Annotated in this window: 14 protein-coding genes; all 14 read right to left on the minus strand. The window is 60.4% G+C overall.

Annotated elements, in window-relative coordinates:
* Window positions 1-43: 43 nt before the first annotated feature.
* A complete protein-coding gene (locus AAFH49_RS05600) occupies window positions 44-1207 on the minus strand; it encodes a hypothetical protein (protein ID WP_342296520.1) in 1164 nt (387 codons plus the stop codon).
* 57 nt (window positions 1208-1264) lie between these two features.
* On the minus strand, window positions 1265-1921 hold the full coding sequence (locus AAFH49_RS05605; protein WP_342296521.1) for a 3-oxoacid CoA-transferase subunit B: 657 nt from the start codon (window positions 1919-1921) through the stop codon (window positions 1265-1267).
* Between the two features lie 78 nt (window positions 1922-1999).
* The gene (locus tag AAFH49_RS05610) at window positions 2000-3442 is read right to left on the minus strand and encodes a serine hydrolase domain-containing protein (protein ID WP_342296522.1); all 1443 of its coding nucleotides are present in this window, start codon (window positions 3440-3442) and stop codon (window positions 2000-2002) included.
* A gap of 21 nt (window positions 3443-3463) precedes the next feature.
* The gene (locus AAFH49_RS05615) at window positions 3464-3706 is read right to left on the minus strand and encodes a hypothetical protein (RefSeq protein ID WP_342296523.1); all 243 of its coding nucleotides are present in this window, start codon (window positions 3704-3706) and stop codon (window positions 3464-3466) included.
* Window positions 3699-4079 carry a hypothetical protein gene (locus AAFH49_RS05620; protein WP_342296524.1) on the minus strand — a complete coding sequence of 127 codons (381 nt, stop codon included), beginning with the start codon at window positions 4077-4079 and terminating at the stop codon, window positions 3699-3701. The genes AAFH49_RS05615 and AAFH49_RS05620 overlap by 8 nt, the downstream gene beginning before the upstream one ends.
* Window positions 4080-4090: 11 nt before the next feature.
* Window positions 4091-4792 (minus strand): CoA transferase subunit A, encoded by a 702-nt coding sequence (locus AAFH49_RS05625; RefSeq protein ID WP_342296525.1) that lies wholly within the window; start codon window positions 4790-4792, stop codon window positions 4091-4093.
* Window positions 4789-6030 carry a carboxypeptidase-like regulatory domain-containing protein gene (locus AAFH49_RS05630; protein WP_342296526.1) on the minus strand — a complete coding sequence of 414 codons (1242 nt, stop codon included), beginning with the start codon at window positions 6028-6030 and terminating at the stop codon, window positions 4789-4791. The genes AAFH49_RS05625 and AAFH49_RS05630 overlap by 4 nt, the downstream gene beginning before the upstream one ends.
* 40 nt (window positions 6031-6070) lie before the next feature.
* Window positions 6071-7300, minus strand: a complete 1230-nt coding sequence (locus tag AAFH49_RS05635) for a carboxypeptidase-like regulatory domain-containing protein (RefSeq protein ID WP_342296527.1) — start codon at window positions 7298-7300, stop codon at window positions 6071-6073.
* A 42-nt stretch (window positions 7301-7342) separates the two neighbouring features.
* Entirely contained in the window at window positions 7343-8290 is a 948-nt protein-coding gene (locus tag AAFH49_RS05640) for a bifunctional riboflavin kinase/FAD synthetase (protein ID WP_342296528.1), read from the minus strand.
* A 96-nt stretch (window positions 8291-8386) separates the two neighbouring features.
* Window positions 8387-9226 carry a tRNA pseudouridine(55) synthase TruB gene (gene truB, locus AAFH49_RS05645; protein WP_342296529.1) on the minus strand — a complete coding sequence of 280 codons (840 nt, stop codon included), beginning with the start codon at window positions 9224-9226 and terminating at the stop codon, window positions 8387-8389.
* Window positions 9226-10056 (minus strand): undecaprenyl-diphosphate phosphatase, encoded by an 831-nt coding sequence (locus AAFH49_RS05650; RefSeq protein WP_342296530.1) that lies wholly within the window; start codon window positions 10054-10056, stop codon window positions 9226-9228. The genes truB and AAFH49_RS05650 overlap by 1 nt, the downstream gene beginning before the upstream one ends.
* A gap of 83 nt (window positions 10057-10139) precedes the next feature.
* Entirely contained in the window at window positions 10140-10466 is a 327-nt protein-coding gene (locus AAFH49_RS05655; RefSeq protein WP_342296531.1) for a DUF3098 domain-containing protein, read from the minus strand.
* A gap of 74 nt (window positions 10467-10540) precedes the next feature.
* Entirely contained in the window at window positions 10541-11440 is a 900-nt protein-coding gene (locus AAFH49_RS05660) for a cell division protein FtsX (RefSeq protein ID WP_342296532.1), read from the minus strand.
* 232 nt (window positions 11441-11672) lie between these two features.
* Complete coding sequence (locus tag AAFH49_RS05665; RefSeq protein ID WP_342296533.1) at window positions 11673-16292, minus strand: translocation/assembly module TamB domain-containing protein; 4620 nt, start codon at window positions 16290-16292, stop codon at window positions 11673-11675.
* Between the last annotated feature and the right edge of the window lie 144 nt (window positions 16293-16436).

Consider the following 16436-nt stretch of genomic DNA (forward strand, 5'->3'; position numbering starts at 1 on the left):
TTCAACGGAAAAACGGTCAAAACGGTGCAATGTTCCGCCAAAGCTACTCGCGCACCAGCCGGCGGGTAGCGGTACCCTGGGCCGTTTGCACCGTCAGCAGCAGCACGCCCCGGAAGGTGCCAAAGGCGTCGGCATCAATGCGCAGACTGCCCGAATGGCCGCTGAAGCTGCGCCGAAACAGCTGCCGGCCCACCACATCGGTGGCCGAAACCGTGAGCGGGCCGCTGCCGGCGGGTACCGTTAGGGTGAGCGGCGTGCCGATGGCCGAGGGATTGGGGTAGGCGGTGAGCACGGCGTCGGTGGCCGCGTCGCGGGTAGCGGTGCGGATAATGCGGCGGTAAATGTCGCGGTACTCCACGCCGGTCACGGTTTCGGTGCCGGCTACCATCCGGGTGGTGATGGTGAGCAGCGGGACGTGCTGGGTTTTGGCCAGCCACTTATACTCGCGGGTCAGCGGAATATCGAAGCCCTGGCCGGCCGTGCCGCCGAAGGCCACGCTGTCGTGGTCGATGAGGGTGGTGACTACGCGCACCGTCTGGAACTGGCCAAAGGGCGTGGTGAGCGTGCCCCAGGCATCGGGCTTGTTCACGCGCTTGCGCTTCTGGCTCAGGTAGCCCACTGTGGCAATAGCCGCCGGCGTCGAAAAGTAGGAATTGCTGGAATCGGGCAGGCTGGCGAAACTCAGCGGGAAGCGATAAATGACGTCCTGCTGGGCCGCGCTGGCATACGTGACGGGAATGGCCGTGCCGCTGAGCGACGCGCCAAAACCTACAGAACGGAAGTCTTGTTGCGCCGCTCCCGCCACCGAAGTGGCGTAGAACTGGTAAGAATCGGTGATGGGAATGGGCACCGCCACGGGCAGCGGCAGCGCCTGCGGCGAGGCTACCGTGGCCCGGTTGGCCCCGCCGAACGGCCCAAAGATGAAGGCATACGTGAGCGAAGTAGCCGTCACGCTACTCACCGATACGAAGGATTCGACCCGCTGCGAGGCGGGCATGAGGGTGCTGTAATTCCAGGTTTGGTTGGCCCCGCGCCGCGTGAGGGGCGGCACGGTGGCGGGCAGCACCGGGCTGGCCACGCTCAGCCGCAGGCTATCCACGGTGGTTGTGGTGGCCGGCATATCGGTCCGGTCGATGATGGGCGAAACCTGGGCCTGGGCCAGCGCGGGCAGGGCAACGAGTAGCAGCAGGGGTAAGAGTTGGCGCATAGAGTCAGCAGTGAAGGGTGGTGACGAAGATACACCTGCTGCCTTCGTTTCGGGATATTACAGCACCATCTCCGGCACCTCCCCCTCGGGCACCACCAGCTTGCCGGCGGTGGCGGCCACAATCTGCTCCACAGTCACGCCGGGGGCGCGCTCGCGCAACACGAAGCCGTCGGGCGTCACGTCGATGACGGCCAGCTCGGTCACAATTTTCTTCACGCAGCGCAGGCCGGTGATGGGCAAGGTGCAGTCAGACAATAGCTTGCTGGAGCCGTCGCGGGCCACGTGTTGCATGGCCACGATGATGTTCTTGGCCGAAGCCACCAAATCCATCGCGCCGCCCATGCCTTTCACCATCTTGCCGGGAATTTTCCAGTTGGCAATGTCGCCGCGCTCGGATACTTCCATCGCGCCGAGGATGGTCAAATCCACGTGCTCGCCGCGAATCATGCCGAACGAATCGGCCGAGGAGAAGATGCTGGAGCCGGGCAGCGTGGTCACGGTCTGCTTGCCGGCGTTGATGAGGTCGGGGTCGACTTGGTCTTCGGTGGGGAAGGGGCCCATGCCGAGCAGGCCGTTTTCGGATTGCAGCTCGACGTTGATGCCGGCGGGGATGTAGTTGGCCACCAGCGTGGGAATGCCGATGCCGAGGTTGACGTAGGAGCCGTCTTTCACTTCCTGGGCGATGCGTCGGGCGATGCCGTGTTTGTCTAACATAATTTTCTGGACCACGGATTCGACGGATTGGTCGGATTTCGCGGATTTTGTGGGTGGGAGTTAGGAGGAAAACTGAAATTACCGGGTGCCCGAGGCGGCTGGCGCAGCCATGCTGGCCGGAGCTTGCTGGTCAGGAACAAACGATTCATAAACAGCGGATTTAAATTTGCCAGCCAGGTCGCGGCCGGTGCTGTTGGGGTATTTCTGGGTGTAAATCAGGCCCACCAGCTTCTGCTGCGGGTCGACCCAATACGTAGTGCCGAAGATGCCGCCCCACTCGTAGGAGCCGGCCGACAGGCCCGGCACCTTGGCATTCTCGGGCGTGGTGATGCTGAAACCCAGGCCGAATTTATTGCCGCCCTGGCTCACGGCCCCCATCTGGTTCTGGGTGATGATGGCCACGGTGGCGGGCTTGAGCAGCTGGCGGCCCTGGTGGGTGCCGTTATTCAGCATCATCTGTAGGAAAATGGCGTAGTCGTCGATGGTGGACGACAGACCCGCGCCGCCCGAAAAGTACGTGCCCTTGGCCTTGGGGTAGTTGGGTATCATGCGGCCCTGTGGCTCCATTTCTACGCTTTGCTTGGCGGCGTTTTCGGTGTACAGCCGCACCAAGCGGGCCTGCTTATCGGCGGGCAGGTAGAAATAAGTGTCCTTCATGCCCAGTGGCTGAAACAGGCGCTGGCGCAGAAACTGGTCCAGTGACTGGCCCGAGAGCACCTCAATCAACCGGCCCAGCACGTCCACGCTCAGCCCGTAGGTGAACCGTTCGCCCGGCTGATGCATCAAGGGCAGCTTGCCCAGCGCATCCATTGAGGTAGCCAAGGTGCCCGAAGGCGTGCCAATACCACTCGGGATGCCCGCTTTGGCATAAATGGCCGTGGCTTCCTTACTGCCAATGACCGGGTAGCTGATGCCCGAGGTGTGGGTAAACAGTTGCCGGATGGTAATCGGGCCATTGGCCGGCACGGTGGTATAGGTCGAGTCTTTCGGGTTGAAGTTGGCCAGCACCTGCGCATTGGCAAAGGCCGGCAGGTACTTCGAAATAGGGTCGTCGAGCTGGAATTTACCTTCGTCAAACAGCATCATCAGCCCTACACTGGTGAGGGCCTTGGTCTGGGAGGCGATGCGAAAGATGGCATCGGTGCGTAGCGGGCTTTGGGTGAACATATTGTCCACGCCGAAAGATTTGCGGTACACCACCTTGCCATCGCGCAGCACCAGCGCCAGGGCACCGGGCACGTGCTTGTCGTAGCGGCGGATGGAGCCTTCGGCCGTCGGCAGTGATAATGGGCCATACGCGCCCCGCGTACCCACGTCAGCGGTGTACTGAGTCAGCAGCTCATCAATGCGCCGGGCCTCGGCCGGGTCAACAGTGCCGGGGGCGACGATGGCCGGCCGGAGCTTGCCCGTGATTGCCGGGCGGGCCGGGGCTTTCCGGGTGGTGGCCGCCACCTGGGCCGCCGCACCATAGCTGCCCAGTAGTAGCACCAGCGCCAGGTATTTTTTGCGTAAAGCCATCATAAGCAAGTTGTTTGATGTGGTTCAGGAGCGAGGTAGGGAGTGGGATGCCCGGCGGGCAGCCGTAAGGCGGCGCAGCTGAAACCACTGGGCGATGCGCACACCGACCAGCAGTGCGAGCACTCCTGGAATAAACAGCAACAGTACCCAGGTATTGGCTTCGTTGTAGGAAGTGTGGGTGCGGTTGGCCAGATTCACCATGAAATCAGTGCAATACCAAAACGCGAAATGAATAAAGCGGGCACCCCACGCAAGCAGGCTATTCACGACGCAGGGCTTTAAACTGCCGAATCAGGACCATGTTGCGCAACGCCCCATACGTGAGGCCAAGCAACAGCAGCGGAATCAACCCCAGGTAGAAGGCAATGTTGACGGCCGCATACCAACCCCGGCCGCCCTTCATCAGCCCCTGAATGGTAGCCACGAACAGCGGCCGCAGCCGAAAGTAGGCCGGGCTATTAACAGGCGTTGCGTGCGGGCAGCCGTATGTTTCGCAGTAGCGCGAGCAACGGCCGGCAAGCCGGGCGGTGGTTGGGGCCGGGCTGGTTTCATTAATGTACACCCCCAAAGCCACCGGCAGCAGTGCCAGTAGCAACACCAGCAGTCGCAGTATCAGGCGGATACGCAGTGCAACATGCATAGCGTCACTGCTTACGAGGCGGCCCGTACCGTGCGCTGCTCAATGCGCTTCTCATACTTCTCGCCCTGATAAATGCGCTGCACGAAAATGCCCGGCGTATGAATCTGGTTGGGGTCGAGCTCGCCGGCGGGCACCAGCTCTTCCACCTCGGCCACCGTGATTTTACCGGCCGTGGCCATCATCGGGTTAAAGTTGCGAGCCGTCCCTTTGTAGACGAGGTTGCCGGCCGTGTCGCCCTTCCAGGCTTTCACGAAAGCGAAATCGGCGTGCAATGCCGTTTCCAGCAAATACATTTTACCGTTGAACTCGCGGCTTTCCTTGCCTTCGCCCACCTCGGTGCCGTAGCCGGCGGGGGTGAAGAAGGCCGGAATGCCCGCGCCGCCCGCCCGGCAGCGCTCGGCCAGCGTGCCCTGCGGAATCAATTCCACTTCTAACTCGCCGCTCAGCAGCTGGCGCTCAAACTCGGCGTTTTCGCCCACGTAGCTGGAAATCATCTTGCGCACCTGCTTGGTTTGTAGTAGGAGGCCGATGCCGAAGTCATCAACGCCCGCATTGTTGGAGATGCAGGTGAGGTTTTTCACCCCGAGGCGCAGGATTTCCTGAATCGAGTTTTCGGGGATGCCGCACAGGCCGAAGCCGCCGAGCATCAGGGTCATGCCATCGGCGAGGCCTTGCAGGGCGGCTTGTACGTTGGGAACGGTTTTGTCTATCATGGGTGGGTTTGGGGGGAGGCGGCCGAAGCCGGCGGCAGGTAATTCACGGGTAAAAATTCACCCATTTTTTCGAACCCCCAGTATTCGTCGGTAAATACGGCCAGCGGGTTCGTCAATTGGCCGTTGGGTTGAATCTCAATTTCGCGCACCATCAGCACCAGCTGCGACACCTGCCGGTCGGCCGGCGGGAAGGGCACATTGGTGGGCAGCGCCGTGCGCACCCGGTACAATGGGTCGGGGCCTTCGCGCAAGTAGCTCACCTGTAGGTTGTCGCGAAAGCGCAGGAACACCGGCTCGCCCCCAGCCGCCACGCGGCGCAGGCTATCCACGGGCAGCACTTTCGTGTAGAGCAGCGAAAACGCCCGGGGCATTTTTGCCCAGCGCCCGATGGAATCCTGTTCGGCCCGCGTAAAGGCCGAATTAAAATGCTCGCGTAGTAACTGGCGGCGCAGGCTGTCGGCGCGGGCGAAGCGCGGGTTGGCCACGATGCGCAGGCGCTGGGCCGTGAAGCCTTCCTCGGCTATCTGGCCGGTGCGCACGCTCCGCAGAAAATGCGTGAGCGAGCCGTGGTAAGCTGCCGCCCGGTTGGCTTCCCAGCGGCGCTGCTGGCGAGCATTGCGGGCCGTCATTTCCTCAAATACCGGCTGGCCGTAGAAGCTGACGACGTGCTGCGTAAAGTTGGTGTTGAAGCGCAGCCCGTAGTATTTGATGCGGTAGCCGAGGGCCTGGTTATCAACCTGCACAAAGTTGATGGCGGTGGCCGTCAGCTCGTTGGCCTCCGGGTCGAAGTCGACCAGCACGTCATCAGGATTGCGAATGCGGCACTGGCTCGAAAACGTGGTGCGACCCAGAAACAGCTCTGTGAATTTCTGGTAGTCGCTGGCGCGGTTCGGGTTGGGGCGCACCACCACTTCACCGAGGCGGTTGGTCGTGGGAGCCAGCGGCAGCGTAAGCTGCTGCGCCGCCAAGCCGACTATTACGGACTGCTTGGCCAACCGGTAGCCCACGTAAGAGCCCACCACGTCATAATTACCGGCCGGCACGCTGGGGAAATTGAACTGTCCCTGCTCAGTCGTCGTCACGCCCAACGTGGTATTGGCCAGAAACACGCTGGCAAACGCCAGCGGCTGGCGCGTCACCGAATCCAGTACTACGCCGCTCAGCCGGCCCTGTGCCCGAATGCTATCGGGCCGCACCAGCAACGCCAGAAACAGCAGAAGCACCGGGAAGAAGCGCATTCGGGCAGACCAAGAGTAGAATGAAGATAAAACTGGTCCCTTACCGCCGGGGCGCTGCCGTGGATGCCGTGGGCGGCATGTAGTCAAACGGCAGAAACTCCCCGATTTTCTCAAAGCCCCAGTATTCGCCATTGTACACGTCGAGCGGATTCAGCAGCGAGCCATTGGCCTGAATGGCAGCCTCGCGGCCCTGCAGCTTCAGGCGCGACACCTGCCGCTTGACCGGATACGGGATTTTGGGGTAGCCCAGCGGCGACATCGGCCTCTTGTAAAGCGGGTCGGGAGCCTCGCCGAAGTGCGCCACCTGCAGCTCGCCCGTGAAGCGCAGGAACGTGCGCTTGCCGTTGGGCCCCACCCGGCGGATGCTATCAATCGGCAGCGGTGCCTGGTTGAGCGTGGCGATAACCGGGGCCATGTCCTCCCATTTGTCGAGCGAATCCTGCTCGGCGGCCGTGAATTTGTTATCGGGCCGGCTAGCCAGCAGGGCGCGACGCTTCTCGTCGGCGCGCTCGAAGCGTGGGTTTGGCCCCACAATAATCTGCTGGGTCAGGAAGCCCTCGGCCTGCACGCGGTTGTTGTACACGCTCCGCAGAAAGTGCATGAAGGAGCCCGTGTAGGCCGTTAGTCGGTTGGCCATCCACTGCTTGCGCTGGCGCTCATCGCGCGGTTTCAGCTCCTCAAACACCGGCTGGCCGTAGTAGGAAATCGAACCATCCTCGTCATTGGCCGCGAAATAGAGCCCGTAATATTTCAGGCGGTAGCCCAGCGCCTCGTTGTCAATCTGCACAAATTCCTTGGCCTGCGCCGTCAGCGTTTTGGTCGAGTCATCGAAGAAAACGCGCACATCATCGGGGTTGCTGATGCGGCACTGCGCCGAAAACGTGCTCCCGCCCAGAAACAACTTTGCGAATTTCTGATACTCCTCGGGCTTGTTGGGCTCCGGCTTCACTACCACTTCTCCCAGCTGGTTGCCGGTAGGTGCCAACTGCAGCGTAATCTGCTGCGCGGCCGCGGTCATGGTCACCGATTGCTTGCCCAAGCGGTAGCCCACGTAGGAGCCCACCACGTCATAAGTGCCGGCCGGCACCTTGGGAAATTCAAATTTGCCCTGCTCGGTCGTGGTCACGCCCAGCGTGGTATTGGCCAAGAAAACACTGGAAAACGCCAGCGGCTCGTGCGTCACCGAATCCATGACCACGCCGGTGAGCTTGCCCTGGGCCTGCGCCGCACTCCCCATTCCCAGCAAGCAGCAAATTAGCAATAATTGCAAATATCTCATTATGAAATAATAAGGTAAAATAATGACGGCCGGCTAAGCCAGCGCGGCCCGCGTGTTCTGCTCATCCAACGCCAGCTGGGCAATTAGCGCGTCCAGACCGTCGTATTTTTCTTCGGCCCGCAGCCAAGCCACAAACTCCAGCGTCAGCAGTTGGTCGTATAAATCGCCGCTGAAATCAAGTAGGTTCACCTCAATCGTCTGGGCCAAATCAGTGCCAATTGTGGGCCGCACCCCAATACTAAGCATGGCCTGATGCCGCGTGCCCGCCGCCGTAGTGGCCCACACCGCATAAATGCCCCGGGCCGGCACCAGCTTCAACGGCTCCTGAACAGCCAGATTAGCCGTCGGATACCCGATGGTGCGGCCGAGTTTCTGGCCGTGTTCCACCAGCCCCGTGAGCGGATAATGGTAGCCTAAGTAACGGTTGGCCGTGGCGATATCGCCCTGACGCAAGGCCTGCCGAATGCGGGTGCTGCTCACGCCCACGGCATCCACATCCTCGCGTGGAATTTCCTCCACGGTCAGGCCGTAGCGGTCAGCATTTTGGCTGAGATAGTCGAAACCGCCCTCACGATTTTTACCAAAGCGGTGGTCGTAGCCGATAACCAATTGCTTGGCTCCTACGGTTTTCAGCAGCAGGTTCTGGATGTATTCTTCCGAAGTCCACTGCGCGAATTCCTTGGTGAACGGCACAATGAGCAGGTAATCCACACCCCGCTCGGCTAACTTGGCAATGCGCTCATCCAGTGTATTAAGCAGCTGCAAATCCAGCAGTTCGGGGTGGGAGGGAGGCGGCCCCAGCACCAGGCGCGGGTGTGGCCAGTAGGTAATCACCACTGACGGCCCGCCGCTGGTCTGGGCCACCTCACACAGCCGCGCCAGAATGCGCTGGTGCCCCACGTGCACCCCATCAAAGGTGCCGCTGGTAACAACGGCGTTGCCAAGAAACGGAAACTGGGCCGGGTCGCGGATGACGTGCATAAGGCGCCGGAGAAGCGTATTTGAAGGGATAAAAACCGCCACGAAGGTAGCGGGCATGGGCCTGAGACGCCGCAACGACGCAATAATCCGGCGGTGCTACTCCGGGCTGGCTTCAGGGGCTTCCTCGTGCGCCTGGTGTTCCTTCGCCGCCAGAGCATCAGCCTGAAGCGCGGCAAAATACTGCAGCCCAGCGCGGTTAGGAGCCGTTTTCGGCCGCTCATGGCGAGGGCGAGTAGATGCTTCGCCCTCGGGCCGGGGCGGGCGCAGGGCCTCAATGGCATCCAGCGTGAAGGCATCCTCCACCCGATACTCGCCGATACGGGTACGGACCAAGCGCGTGAGGTGCGCGCCGCAACCCAGAGCCACACCCAGGTCGCGGGCTAGGCTTCGGATGTAGGTGCCCTTGGAGCATACCACCCGGAAATCCACCTCGGGCAGCGCAATACGCGTGAGCTCGAAGGCCTTGATTTCGACGGTTTTGGCTTTGATTTCGGCTTCCTGGCCGGTGCGAGCCAGCTCGTAGGCGCGCTTGCCGTCAATTTTCACGGCTGAGAAAATGGGCGGTGTTTGCTGGATTTGGCCGGTGAACTGGGCCGTGGCAGCCGTAATCTGCTCGTCGGTGAGGTGGGCATAGGGGCGGGCCATGTCCACGGCCGTTTCCAGGTCGAAGCTGGGGGTGGTTTCACCGAGGCGGAAGGTGCCGGTATACTCTTTTTCCTGGGCCTGAATGAGGTCGATTTCCTTGGTTTTCTTGCCCGTGCAGAGGATAAGCAGGCCGGTTGCCAAAGGGTCGAGGGTACCGGCGTGGCCGATTTTCTTGATGCGCAGCGTGTTTTTTACTTTGCGCACCACGTCGAAAGAAGTCCACGTCAGGGGCTTGTCCAGGAGCAGGACTTCCCCCGTTTCAAAGTCGAAATCGGCCAGGGTCTTCGTCATTATACCAGATTTAAGGGCAGCTTCAACGCCAACATAATCAACAAAATACCGCCCGCAATGATGCGATAAACACCAAAGGCCCGGAAGCCATATTTGGCCACAAAGCCCACGAACAGCCGGATGGCCAGCAGCGCCACCACGAAGGCCACCGCATTGCCCAGCGCCAGCATTTTCAGCTCGGTGCCCGAGAATAGGTGCGCCACGTCTACACCCTGCGCTTTGGCATCCTTATAATAATCGTAAATGTCCTTCACGGCCGCCGCCGCCATGGTGGGCATGGCCAGGAAAAAGGCAAACTCGGCCGCCGCCTTGCGCGTGAGCTTCTGGGTGAGGCCGCCGATGATGGTAGCGGCCGAGCGGCTGGTGCCTGGCACCACGGCCAGGCACTGGAACAGGCCGATAATCAGCGCTTCCTTGAAGCTGGGATTGGTGACGGGGTGGCCGCCTTCCTGCGGGTCTTCCTGCGGAAACCAGCGGTCGATGAACAGGAGCACCACGCCGCCAATCACGAGCATCACTGCCACGGTCGTCACCGATTCGAGCAGCGCGTCGATGTGCTTTTTGAATAGCAACCCCACCAGCACAATGGGCAGAAAGGCCACCAACAGCTTGAGGTAGAAGTCAATATTCTGAAAAAAGCGCTTGTAGTACACCACAAACACCGACAGAATCGCGCCCAGCTGGATGACCACCAGATAGAGCTTAAAAAACGGCGTGGGCGGAATGCCCAGCAGGGCCGATGCAATAATCATGTGCCCGGTGCTGGAAACGGGCAGAAACTCGGTAATGCCCTCCACGATGGCGAGGAGCAGCGCGTGCCAATAGGTCATTTAACAGGTAATCAGGTGTCAGAAAGCAATTGCTGATGAGCTGTACCGATTCAGGGAAACGGATAAACAGCTCAGCGTAAGTGCTAATAAGGGCGCTTGTAGGCTGGCGCGGCAGCGGGCGCATTGGTCGCAGCTACCGTATCGGCAGTGAAAGCGGGCGTGACCGCGTGAGCTTCAGGAGCCGCAACCACCGACTTATCGCGTACCATGATGGCCGCAAACTCCACGATAAACCCGGCGATGAGCAGCAGCGGCCCGAGCGTAATACCCACGAAATCTTCGCCGTAGTTGGACTTGTCGCCAAACATCATGGTGATGAAGCCGGCGGCCAGCAGGGCCAGGCCCGCCCACATCAGGCGGTAGTTGCGGGGACCAAAGGCGAAGCGGAAGGCGGGTTTGGTGGGTTGCATATAGTATTGTCAGTTATTCGTTGTCGGTTAGAACCTGATGCTGAATGGAAGCAAAGCACAAGGCTCTGAAGGTGTTAATACAAGTCGTCGAGCGACATTTTGAGGTATTTGTGCACGGCGCGGGCCGAGCTGAAAAAGCCGATAACCACGCCCAGTACGATGACGCCGAGCAGCAGCAAGCCGAGGCGCAGGTCGTCGCGCAGCAGGCGTAGCGGCTCCACTTCGAGGTAGGCGTATTGCAGCAGCGCCACCAGAATCAGGGCGGCCAGCAGGCCACTAGCGAGGCCCTGCCACGTAGCCCGCCGCAAAAAAGGTTGCTGTATAAAGAGCCGCGTAGCGCCCACCAGTTGCATGGACCGGATGAGAAACCGTTGCGAGAACAGCGCCAGCTTAATCGTATTGTTAATCAGAATGACCACCACCAGCACCAGCACCGCCGCGAAGCCCAGCAGCACGAGGCTCACCCGCGTCAGGTTGTTGTTGATGCTGGCGAATAAGTCCTGCGGGTACTGCACCTCAAACACGCCGCGCTGGGCTGAAATGCTGCGGTTGAGCTGACCAAGGTGGGTGGTGTCGGTGAATTCGGGCTTGATTTTGAGCACGTAGGCATCGCGCAACGGGTTGTCGCCAAGGAACTGGCGGAAGTCCTCGCCGGTGCTTTGCAGCAGCTGGCGGGCACCTTCTTCCTTGCTCACGAAGCGAATCTGGGGCTTGCCGTTGCGCTCGGCCACGAAGGGCTGCTGGCCGAGGTCCTGCTGCAGGCGCAGCAATTCAGTTTCAGGCAGGTCGCGGTCGAGGTACACCTGCACTTCCAGGTTTTCGCGCACCACTTCGCTTAGCTTTTGGGCGTGCACCAGCAGCAGGCCGAATAAGCCAATCACCACCAGAGCCAGCGTAATGCTGAACACCACGAGCAAAGTAGGGTAGGAGCCGAGCTTTTTCTTGCGGGAATGGGAAGTGGTTGGGGCAGCCATATCCGGCAAAGGTAACAAACCGGGCTAGTAGAACGACAACTCCCCTCCTTAGCTAAGGAGGGGATGCCTTTGGCTGGGGTGGTTGAATTCGTTGAACAACACCCGAACAGGAGGTGCTGCGCGGCGGCAATCCAGGTGCGGGTGTCGTTCAACGAATCCAACCACCCCCGTTTGTGCTGCGCAAAAACTCCCCTCCTTGGCTAAGGAGGGGAGTTGACCGGTACTTTACTACCTACAGGTTCGTGCGTGGGTCGTCGTCCACGGTCATCACCTCTTTGCCTTCGCGGGCTTTCTGAGTGTTGCGCTCCTTCTTCTTCGGGTTTTTGCGCGTGAACAGCTCGCCGAAGGTATTAAACTGCTCGGTGTGCAGCAGCGACAGGCCCGCCCGGGGCTGGTTGATGGTTTCCAGGTCGCGCGGGGTGGTCTCATAGCGCAGCTTTGCCCGGAACTTGCCGTCGGCCCGCAGGTAATACTCCAGGCTGAGGTCGCCGAGCAGGGAGGCTTGGCCGGCGGTATTGCCGGTGCTGATAGGTGTGGTAGAACCGCCAGGCGTTGTGCTGTTTACCAGGTTAGAATTGCTGGTGAAGCCGCCCTCCCGCGTCACGCGTAGGCGGCCGTTCAGGAACGAGTAGCTGAGGCGCACCTGTAGCGCTTGCAACTGCTCGGCGGTAATGCCGTTGATGTTGAAATCAATTTCCAGGTTCTGGTCGATTTGCGAGGTGAGCAGGCCGAGCTGGGTACTCAGCACCTGGCCCAGGCTTTTGAAGGCCGTATTATCCTGCCCCCGAATGGAAATGGTGTTGCCGAACGAGCCCGGCGGCGAAAGTTGCTTAAACACCAGTAGGCTGAAAACCTGCCGGTTGAGTTCCTGCTCATCATTGCGTAGCGAGGTAGTGAAGGCCGCCAAATCGCCCTGAAGCGTGCCCGGCGTGTCGTTGAATTCTAGGTTGAGCTTGATGGCCGGCAGCAGCAGCGGCCCGGTCAGGTTCATCACGGCCGTCACAGGCACCACGGCCACGCTGCCCGACGAGCCCGAGCCCAACACCGGAGCCAGCGAAGTGCGCTGCGTATACGTCGCTGTTACGTTCATTTCGCCGGCCAGCGGGTCGCCGTTCCAGGAAATAATGCCGCCGGGCCGTACTACAAACTCCTTGTTAATCAGGCCTTGCAGCGTGAAGTTGTACGCGCCCCGCACAATTTCCACCTGCCCGTACATATTAAATTCGCCGCGCGTGTCAATGGCCATGCGCAGCTGCCCGGCCGCCGAGCCGCGAATCACATCCCCCGTGCTTTCATCCAGCAAAATCTCCACGTAGGCTTCCGGCGTGATGGTCAGGTTCATATTGAGCTTGATGCCAGACAAATCCACTTTGTCCTGCGCGGCCACCACCACGGCTTTTTTCGTGATGACGGTATCGCCCACCGGGTTGTTGTTCACGAACTTGATGTAGCCGGCCTTCTCGGCCTTCGCGGCGTTATCAAGGGGCAGCGAGACGCGGGTACCGGCCTCGCTACTGGCGCGTACGGTCACGTCCAGGTCGTCGGTGGGGCCGGTCACGCGGGCAGTGCCGGTGGCGTAGGCCGTGCCGAAATACAGCTCGTTGTCCTTGCGTGTGGTGTTGAGCACCTGCATCTTCCGGAAGTTGGCCGCGATGTCCAGGCTCATGTCCTTAAAGCCATGGTGCGTAACGATGCCGTCCACAGTGCCGGTATTACCCAGTACGTCGCGCAGCTTGATGTTGCGGAACTCTATCGACTTATTGGTGAAGCTGATGCGGTCGGCAAATGTGTAGGTCGTGCCCAGGTAGCCGAAGGTGAGGCGGCCGTTGCTCACGTCAACATGCCCAAGCAGATTCGGCGCGCCAAACAGGCCCGTCAGGCGCAGCTCGCCCCGCCCGGTGCCACCCAGATTCTTAAATAGCGACCCCAAAAAGGGCTGCGCCAGCACAATGGGCGCATCATTGAGCGTGCCGGTAAGATTGAACTGGTTGGTCTGGTCCTTCGGCGCGATGTCGCCCAGCACGGTCAGCACCGACTGGCCGGCGCGGGCCACGTCCATGTTCACGCGCAGCTTGCCGGCGGCGTTGTCCCAGTCGCCACGTCCGGCCACCTGCCCAATCAGCGTGCCATCGTATTTCAGCGAGTCCACGCCCAGCGTCGTGCTGATGGCCAGCGGGCCATACACGCCGCTCACGGTGCCCTGCGCGTTCACGCGGCCCGCCAGGTTCTGGCCAGTCAGCGTTTTGAGCGTGGCCAACTCAAAGTCCTTGATTTGCAGCTGCAAGGGTGGCTGATTGGCATCGGGCGAGATAAAGCCCTGCGCCCCCACAAACTGTTCCCCATTGCTGAATGTCAGGTTTTTAATGTCGAATTCCTTGCCGTAGTTGGAGATACGCACCGAGTTATTCTCCGCAATGGTCCAGTCCTTATCCAGCAAATGGACATCCGATTTCCGGAAAATCACCTCCACCGCCCGGGCAAGGAAGCCCAGCGAGCCGTTGATGGTAGCCTTATTGGTAGTGCCCGTCTGGGCCAGCGAGGTCGAAAAGTTGATGCGCTGCTGGTCCCACACGCCTTCCACGATGAATTTTTCGGTGCGCCCCAGCCCCGGCAGCACCTGCCGGTCGCTCGTGATGCTGGCCTGGGCCAGGATATCGGGCTTGTAAGGCAGCTTCGAGGTAAGGAAGTCGAAGTTGTCGTTCACCGTTTGTACCGGGCCGTATCGCAGACTGTCGAGGTGGCCGCCGAGCTGGAAAATCGACGTGGCCCCGTTCCGGAACGAGCCGTCGATGCGGCTTCCGTCGGCCACCCGCAAATCGGGCACAAACAGCGTCAGTACCGGATTAGCCTTTTTTAGATTCAGGAGCAAATCAACCTGATACACCGGCAAAGTGCGCTGGCGTTTGCGGCGGTAGTAGTCGGCTGTGGCCGCCGCATTACTCTCAAAATTGAGCCGGTATTCGGCGATGAGCGTCTGCACGTCGCGCACCACATCGGAGGTGTTGAAGGTGCCGGCCAGGCTGGCATTCAGCGCTTCGGAGCGCAGCGTTACCCGGCGCTGATTCAGGCGGTTGCGGGTGCTCACCACGTCCAGCGTGTCGAGGTTGAGCTTGCGGCCTTCCAGCGCAAAGCGCGAGTGGCGCAGGTAGGCGTGGCCGATGAGCGAGTCGAGCTGCACGCCCTTAAATTTCACGTCGGCGGTGGTGGCCACGGTCAGCGGCTGGCTCATCAGGCCCAGCGTGCGCAGGTTGGCGTGGTCGATTTTGGTTTTGATGTCCACATCCTGATGCTCGCGGTCGAGGTCCACATGGCCGTCGGCCACGAGGGTCACAGCCGGGTCCATCACCGTAATATGGCCATTGAAAGCCTGCTGGTGGAAATCGCCGCTGAGCGTGATGTTGTGGTAACGGTAGCCGTTCAGCCAGATGGCCGGCACCGTGAGCGCGGCCTGCCCCCGCGCAAAGGGCGGCAAAAAGCCTACTCCCGATACCTTCCCGTTCAGCGTCACATCCCGAATAATGCTCTCATCGCCCAGAAACTTGCCCAGTTGAAAAGCATTAGACCGCACCGTGCCCTCATAAGTGGCGTGTGTGAGGTCGGTTTTGGTCTTGAGGTTTACGTCCGTTGCCACAAAGCCTAGTGCCGTGTCGAACGACGCATTGGCCACGAAGTCGTTATAAAAACCTAGTACCTGGCCCTGCAATTTCACCGTGCCCAGGCGCTGCACAATCTTATTGGCCGCCGCTGGCAGCCACTTCTTCAAATCATTAGCCACCACCACCGAAGGCAGCAGGCGCAGGTCAATAAAGCTCTCCTTATAGTTAGGCAGCCCGTCGGCGTGGGCGCGCTTGGCCACAATGTGGGTGCCGGTACCATAGCGCACGTCCAGGTTATTCACCTTGAAATCGCGCACGTAGCCCGTAGCATCGCCCGAAATGGCCACCGACTCGTGCATTTCGCTCAGCTGCGGCGCAAACTTGGCAATGTCATCCGAGTAAACCTTCGAATTGCGCAGGTGCGCAATGGTCTTCATCGAGTCATTGTAATCGGTGAAGTTGCCGAAAACCCGAAACTCAAACCGCACATAATCCTTAATCTGGCTGCGGCCCACGCGCAGGCTCAAATCCTTAAACTCCCAGAAATGCGGCCCATACGTCATGTCCGCCGTGATTTCGCGGAGCGGCGTCCGGGAGGGCGTTTCCACGGCGTGCAGCTGGCTGATGCGCATCCGCAACGTGTCTTCGAGCCGGATTTTGGAGATGTCGGCGTAGATGCTATCGACTAAAAGGTGGTCGTAGTCAATGCTCTGGCCGTAGGTTTTGGCGTGGGGCATGTCGCTTTTCTCGATGGCGAAATGCCCATTGCGCAGCGCCACGGCGGCAATCTGAAAATCGAATGGAGCCGACTTAGCCGTATCCTTCGAAGGGCCAATCAACCGCTTTACCGCCGTCATAAACTGACTGAAAGTGGTGGAGTCAGGCTGGCCGGGCAGGTTTTTTAGCTCAAAGCGCGGTTCATTGAGCGTGAGTTTGGCGATGTGCAAATGGCGCGGGTCGAACACCGAAAACAGCGAAATATCCGCATCCGCCCGCCCAATGCTGAACAGCTCGCCGCCGCGCCGGTCCTTCACGCTCACCGCATCGAGCAGCACCCGCGAAAACGGCCGAATATCGACCGAGCCGATGGTAACCTGCTGCCCTAACTTCTTCGTCAGCATGTCGGCCGCCTCGTGGGCCAGCCGCGTTTGCACGCTCGGAATCCGCAACGCCACCAAGGCCCCCACTACAGCCAATACCACCAGCAGCACGAGGCCCAGCAGTATTTTTAGCAGAATGGCGAAGAAACGACGCACCGGACCAGAGAGATGTGAATGCGAGAATCGCGGGTTAATCCGCAAAGTTGCGGCTTTTTAGTCGTTGCAGCCAACCGAACGTCGGCGAAAACACAACTATCACGCCAAGGGAACGGCCAATGCCGGGTCGGGGTTCAACTCCTT

This window comes from Hymenobacter segetis, from assembly GCF_038448715.1.
Taxonomy (GTDB): Bacteria; Bacteroidota; Bacteroidia; order Cytophagales; family Hymenobacteraceae; genus Hymenobacter; species Hymenobacter segetis.

Coding starts and splice junctions, on each gene's coding strand:
- AAFH49_RS05650 (WP_342296530.1), bottom strand. CDS start 10,056: ATGACCTATTGGCACGCGCTGCTCCTCGCCATCGTGGAGGGCATTACC.
- AAFH49_RS05640 (WP_342296528.1), bottom strand. CDS start 8,290: ATGCACGTCATCCGCGACCCGGCCCAGTTTCCGTTTCTTGGCAACGCC.
- AAFH49_RS05620 (WP_342296524.1), bottom strand. CDS start 4,079: ATGCATGTTGCACTGCGTATCCGCCTGATACTGCGACTGCTGGTGTTG.
- AAFH49_RS05600 (WP_342296520.1), bottom strand. CDS start 1,207: ATGCGCCAACTCTTACCCCTGCTGCTACTCGTTGCCCTGCCCGCGCTG.
- truB (WP_342296529.1), bottom strand. CDS start 9,226: ATGACGAAGACCCTGGCCGATTTCGACTTTGAAACGGGGGAAGTCCTG.
- AAFH49_RS05630 (WP_342296526.1), bottom strand. CDS start 6,030: ATGCGCTTCTTCCCGGTGCTTCTGCTGTTTCTGGCGTTGCTGGTGCGG.
- AAFH49_RS05655 (WP_342296531.1), bottom strand. CDS start 10,466: ATGCAACCCACCAAACCCGCCTTCCGCTTCGCCTTTGGTCCCCGCAAC.
- AAFH49_RS05660 (WP_342296532.1), bottom strand. CDS start 11,440: ATGGCTGCCCCAACCACTTCCCATTCCCGCAAGAAAAAGCTCGGCTCC.
- AAFH49_RS05605 (WP_342296521.1), bottom strand. CDS start 1,921: ATGTTAGACAAACACGGCATCGCCCGACGCATCGCCCAGGAAGTGAAA.
- AAFH49_RS05625 (WP_342296525.1), bottom strand. CDS start 4,792: ATGATAGACAAAACCGTTCCCAACGTACAAGCCGCCCTGCAAGGCCTC.
- AAFH49_RS05610 (WP_342296522.1), bottom strand. CDS start 3,442: ATGATGGCTTTACGCAAAAAATACCTGGCGCTGGTGCTACTACTGGGC.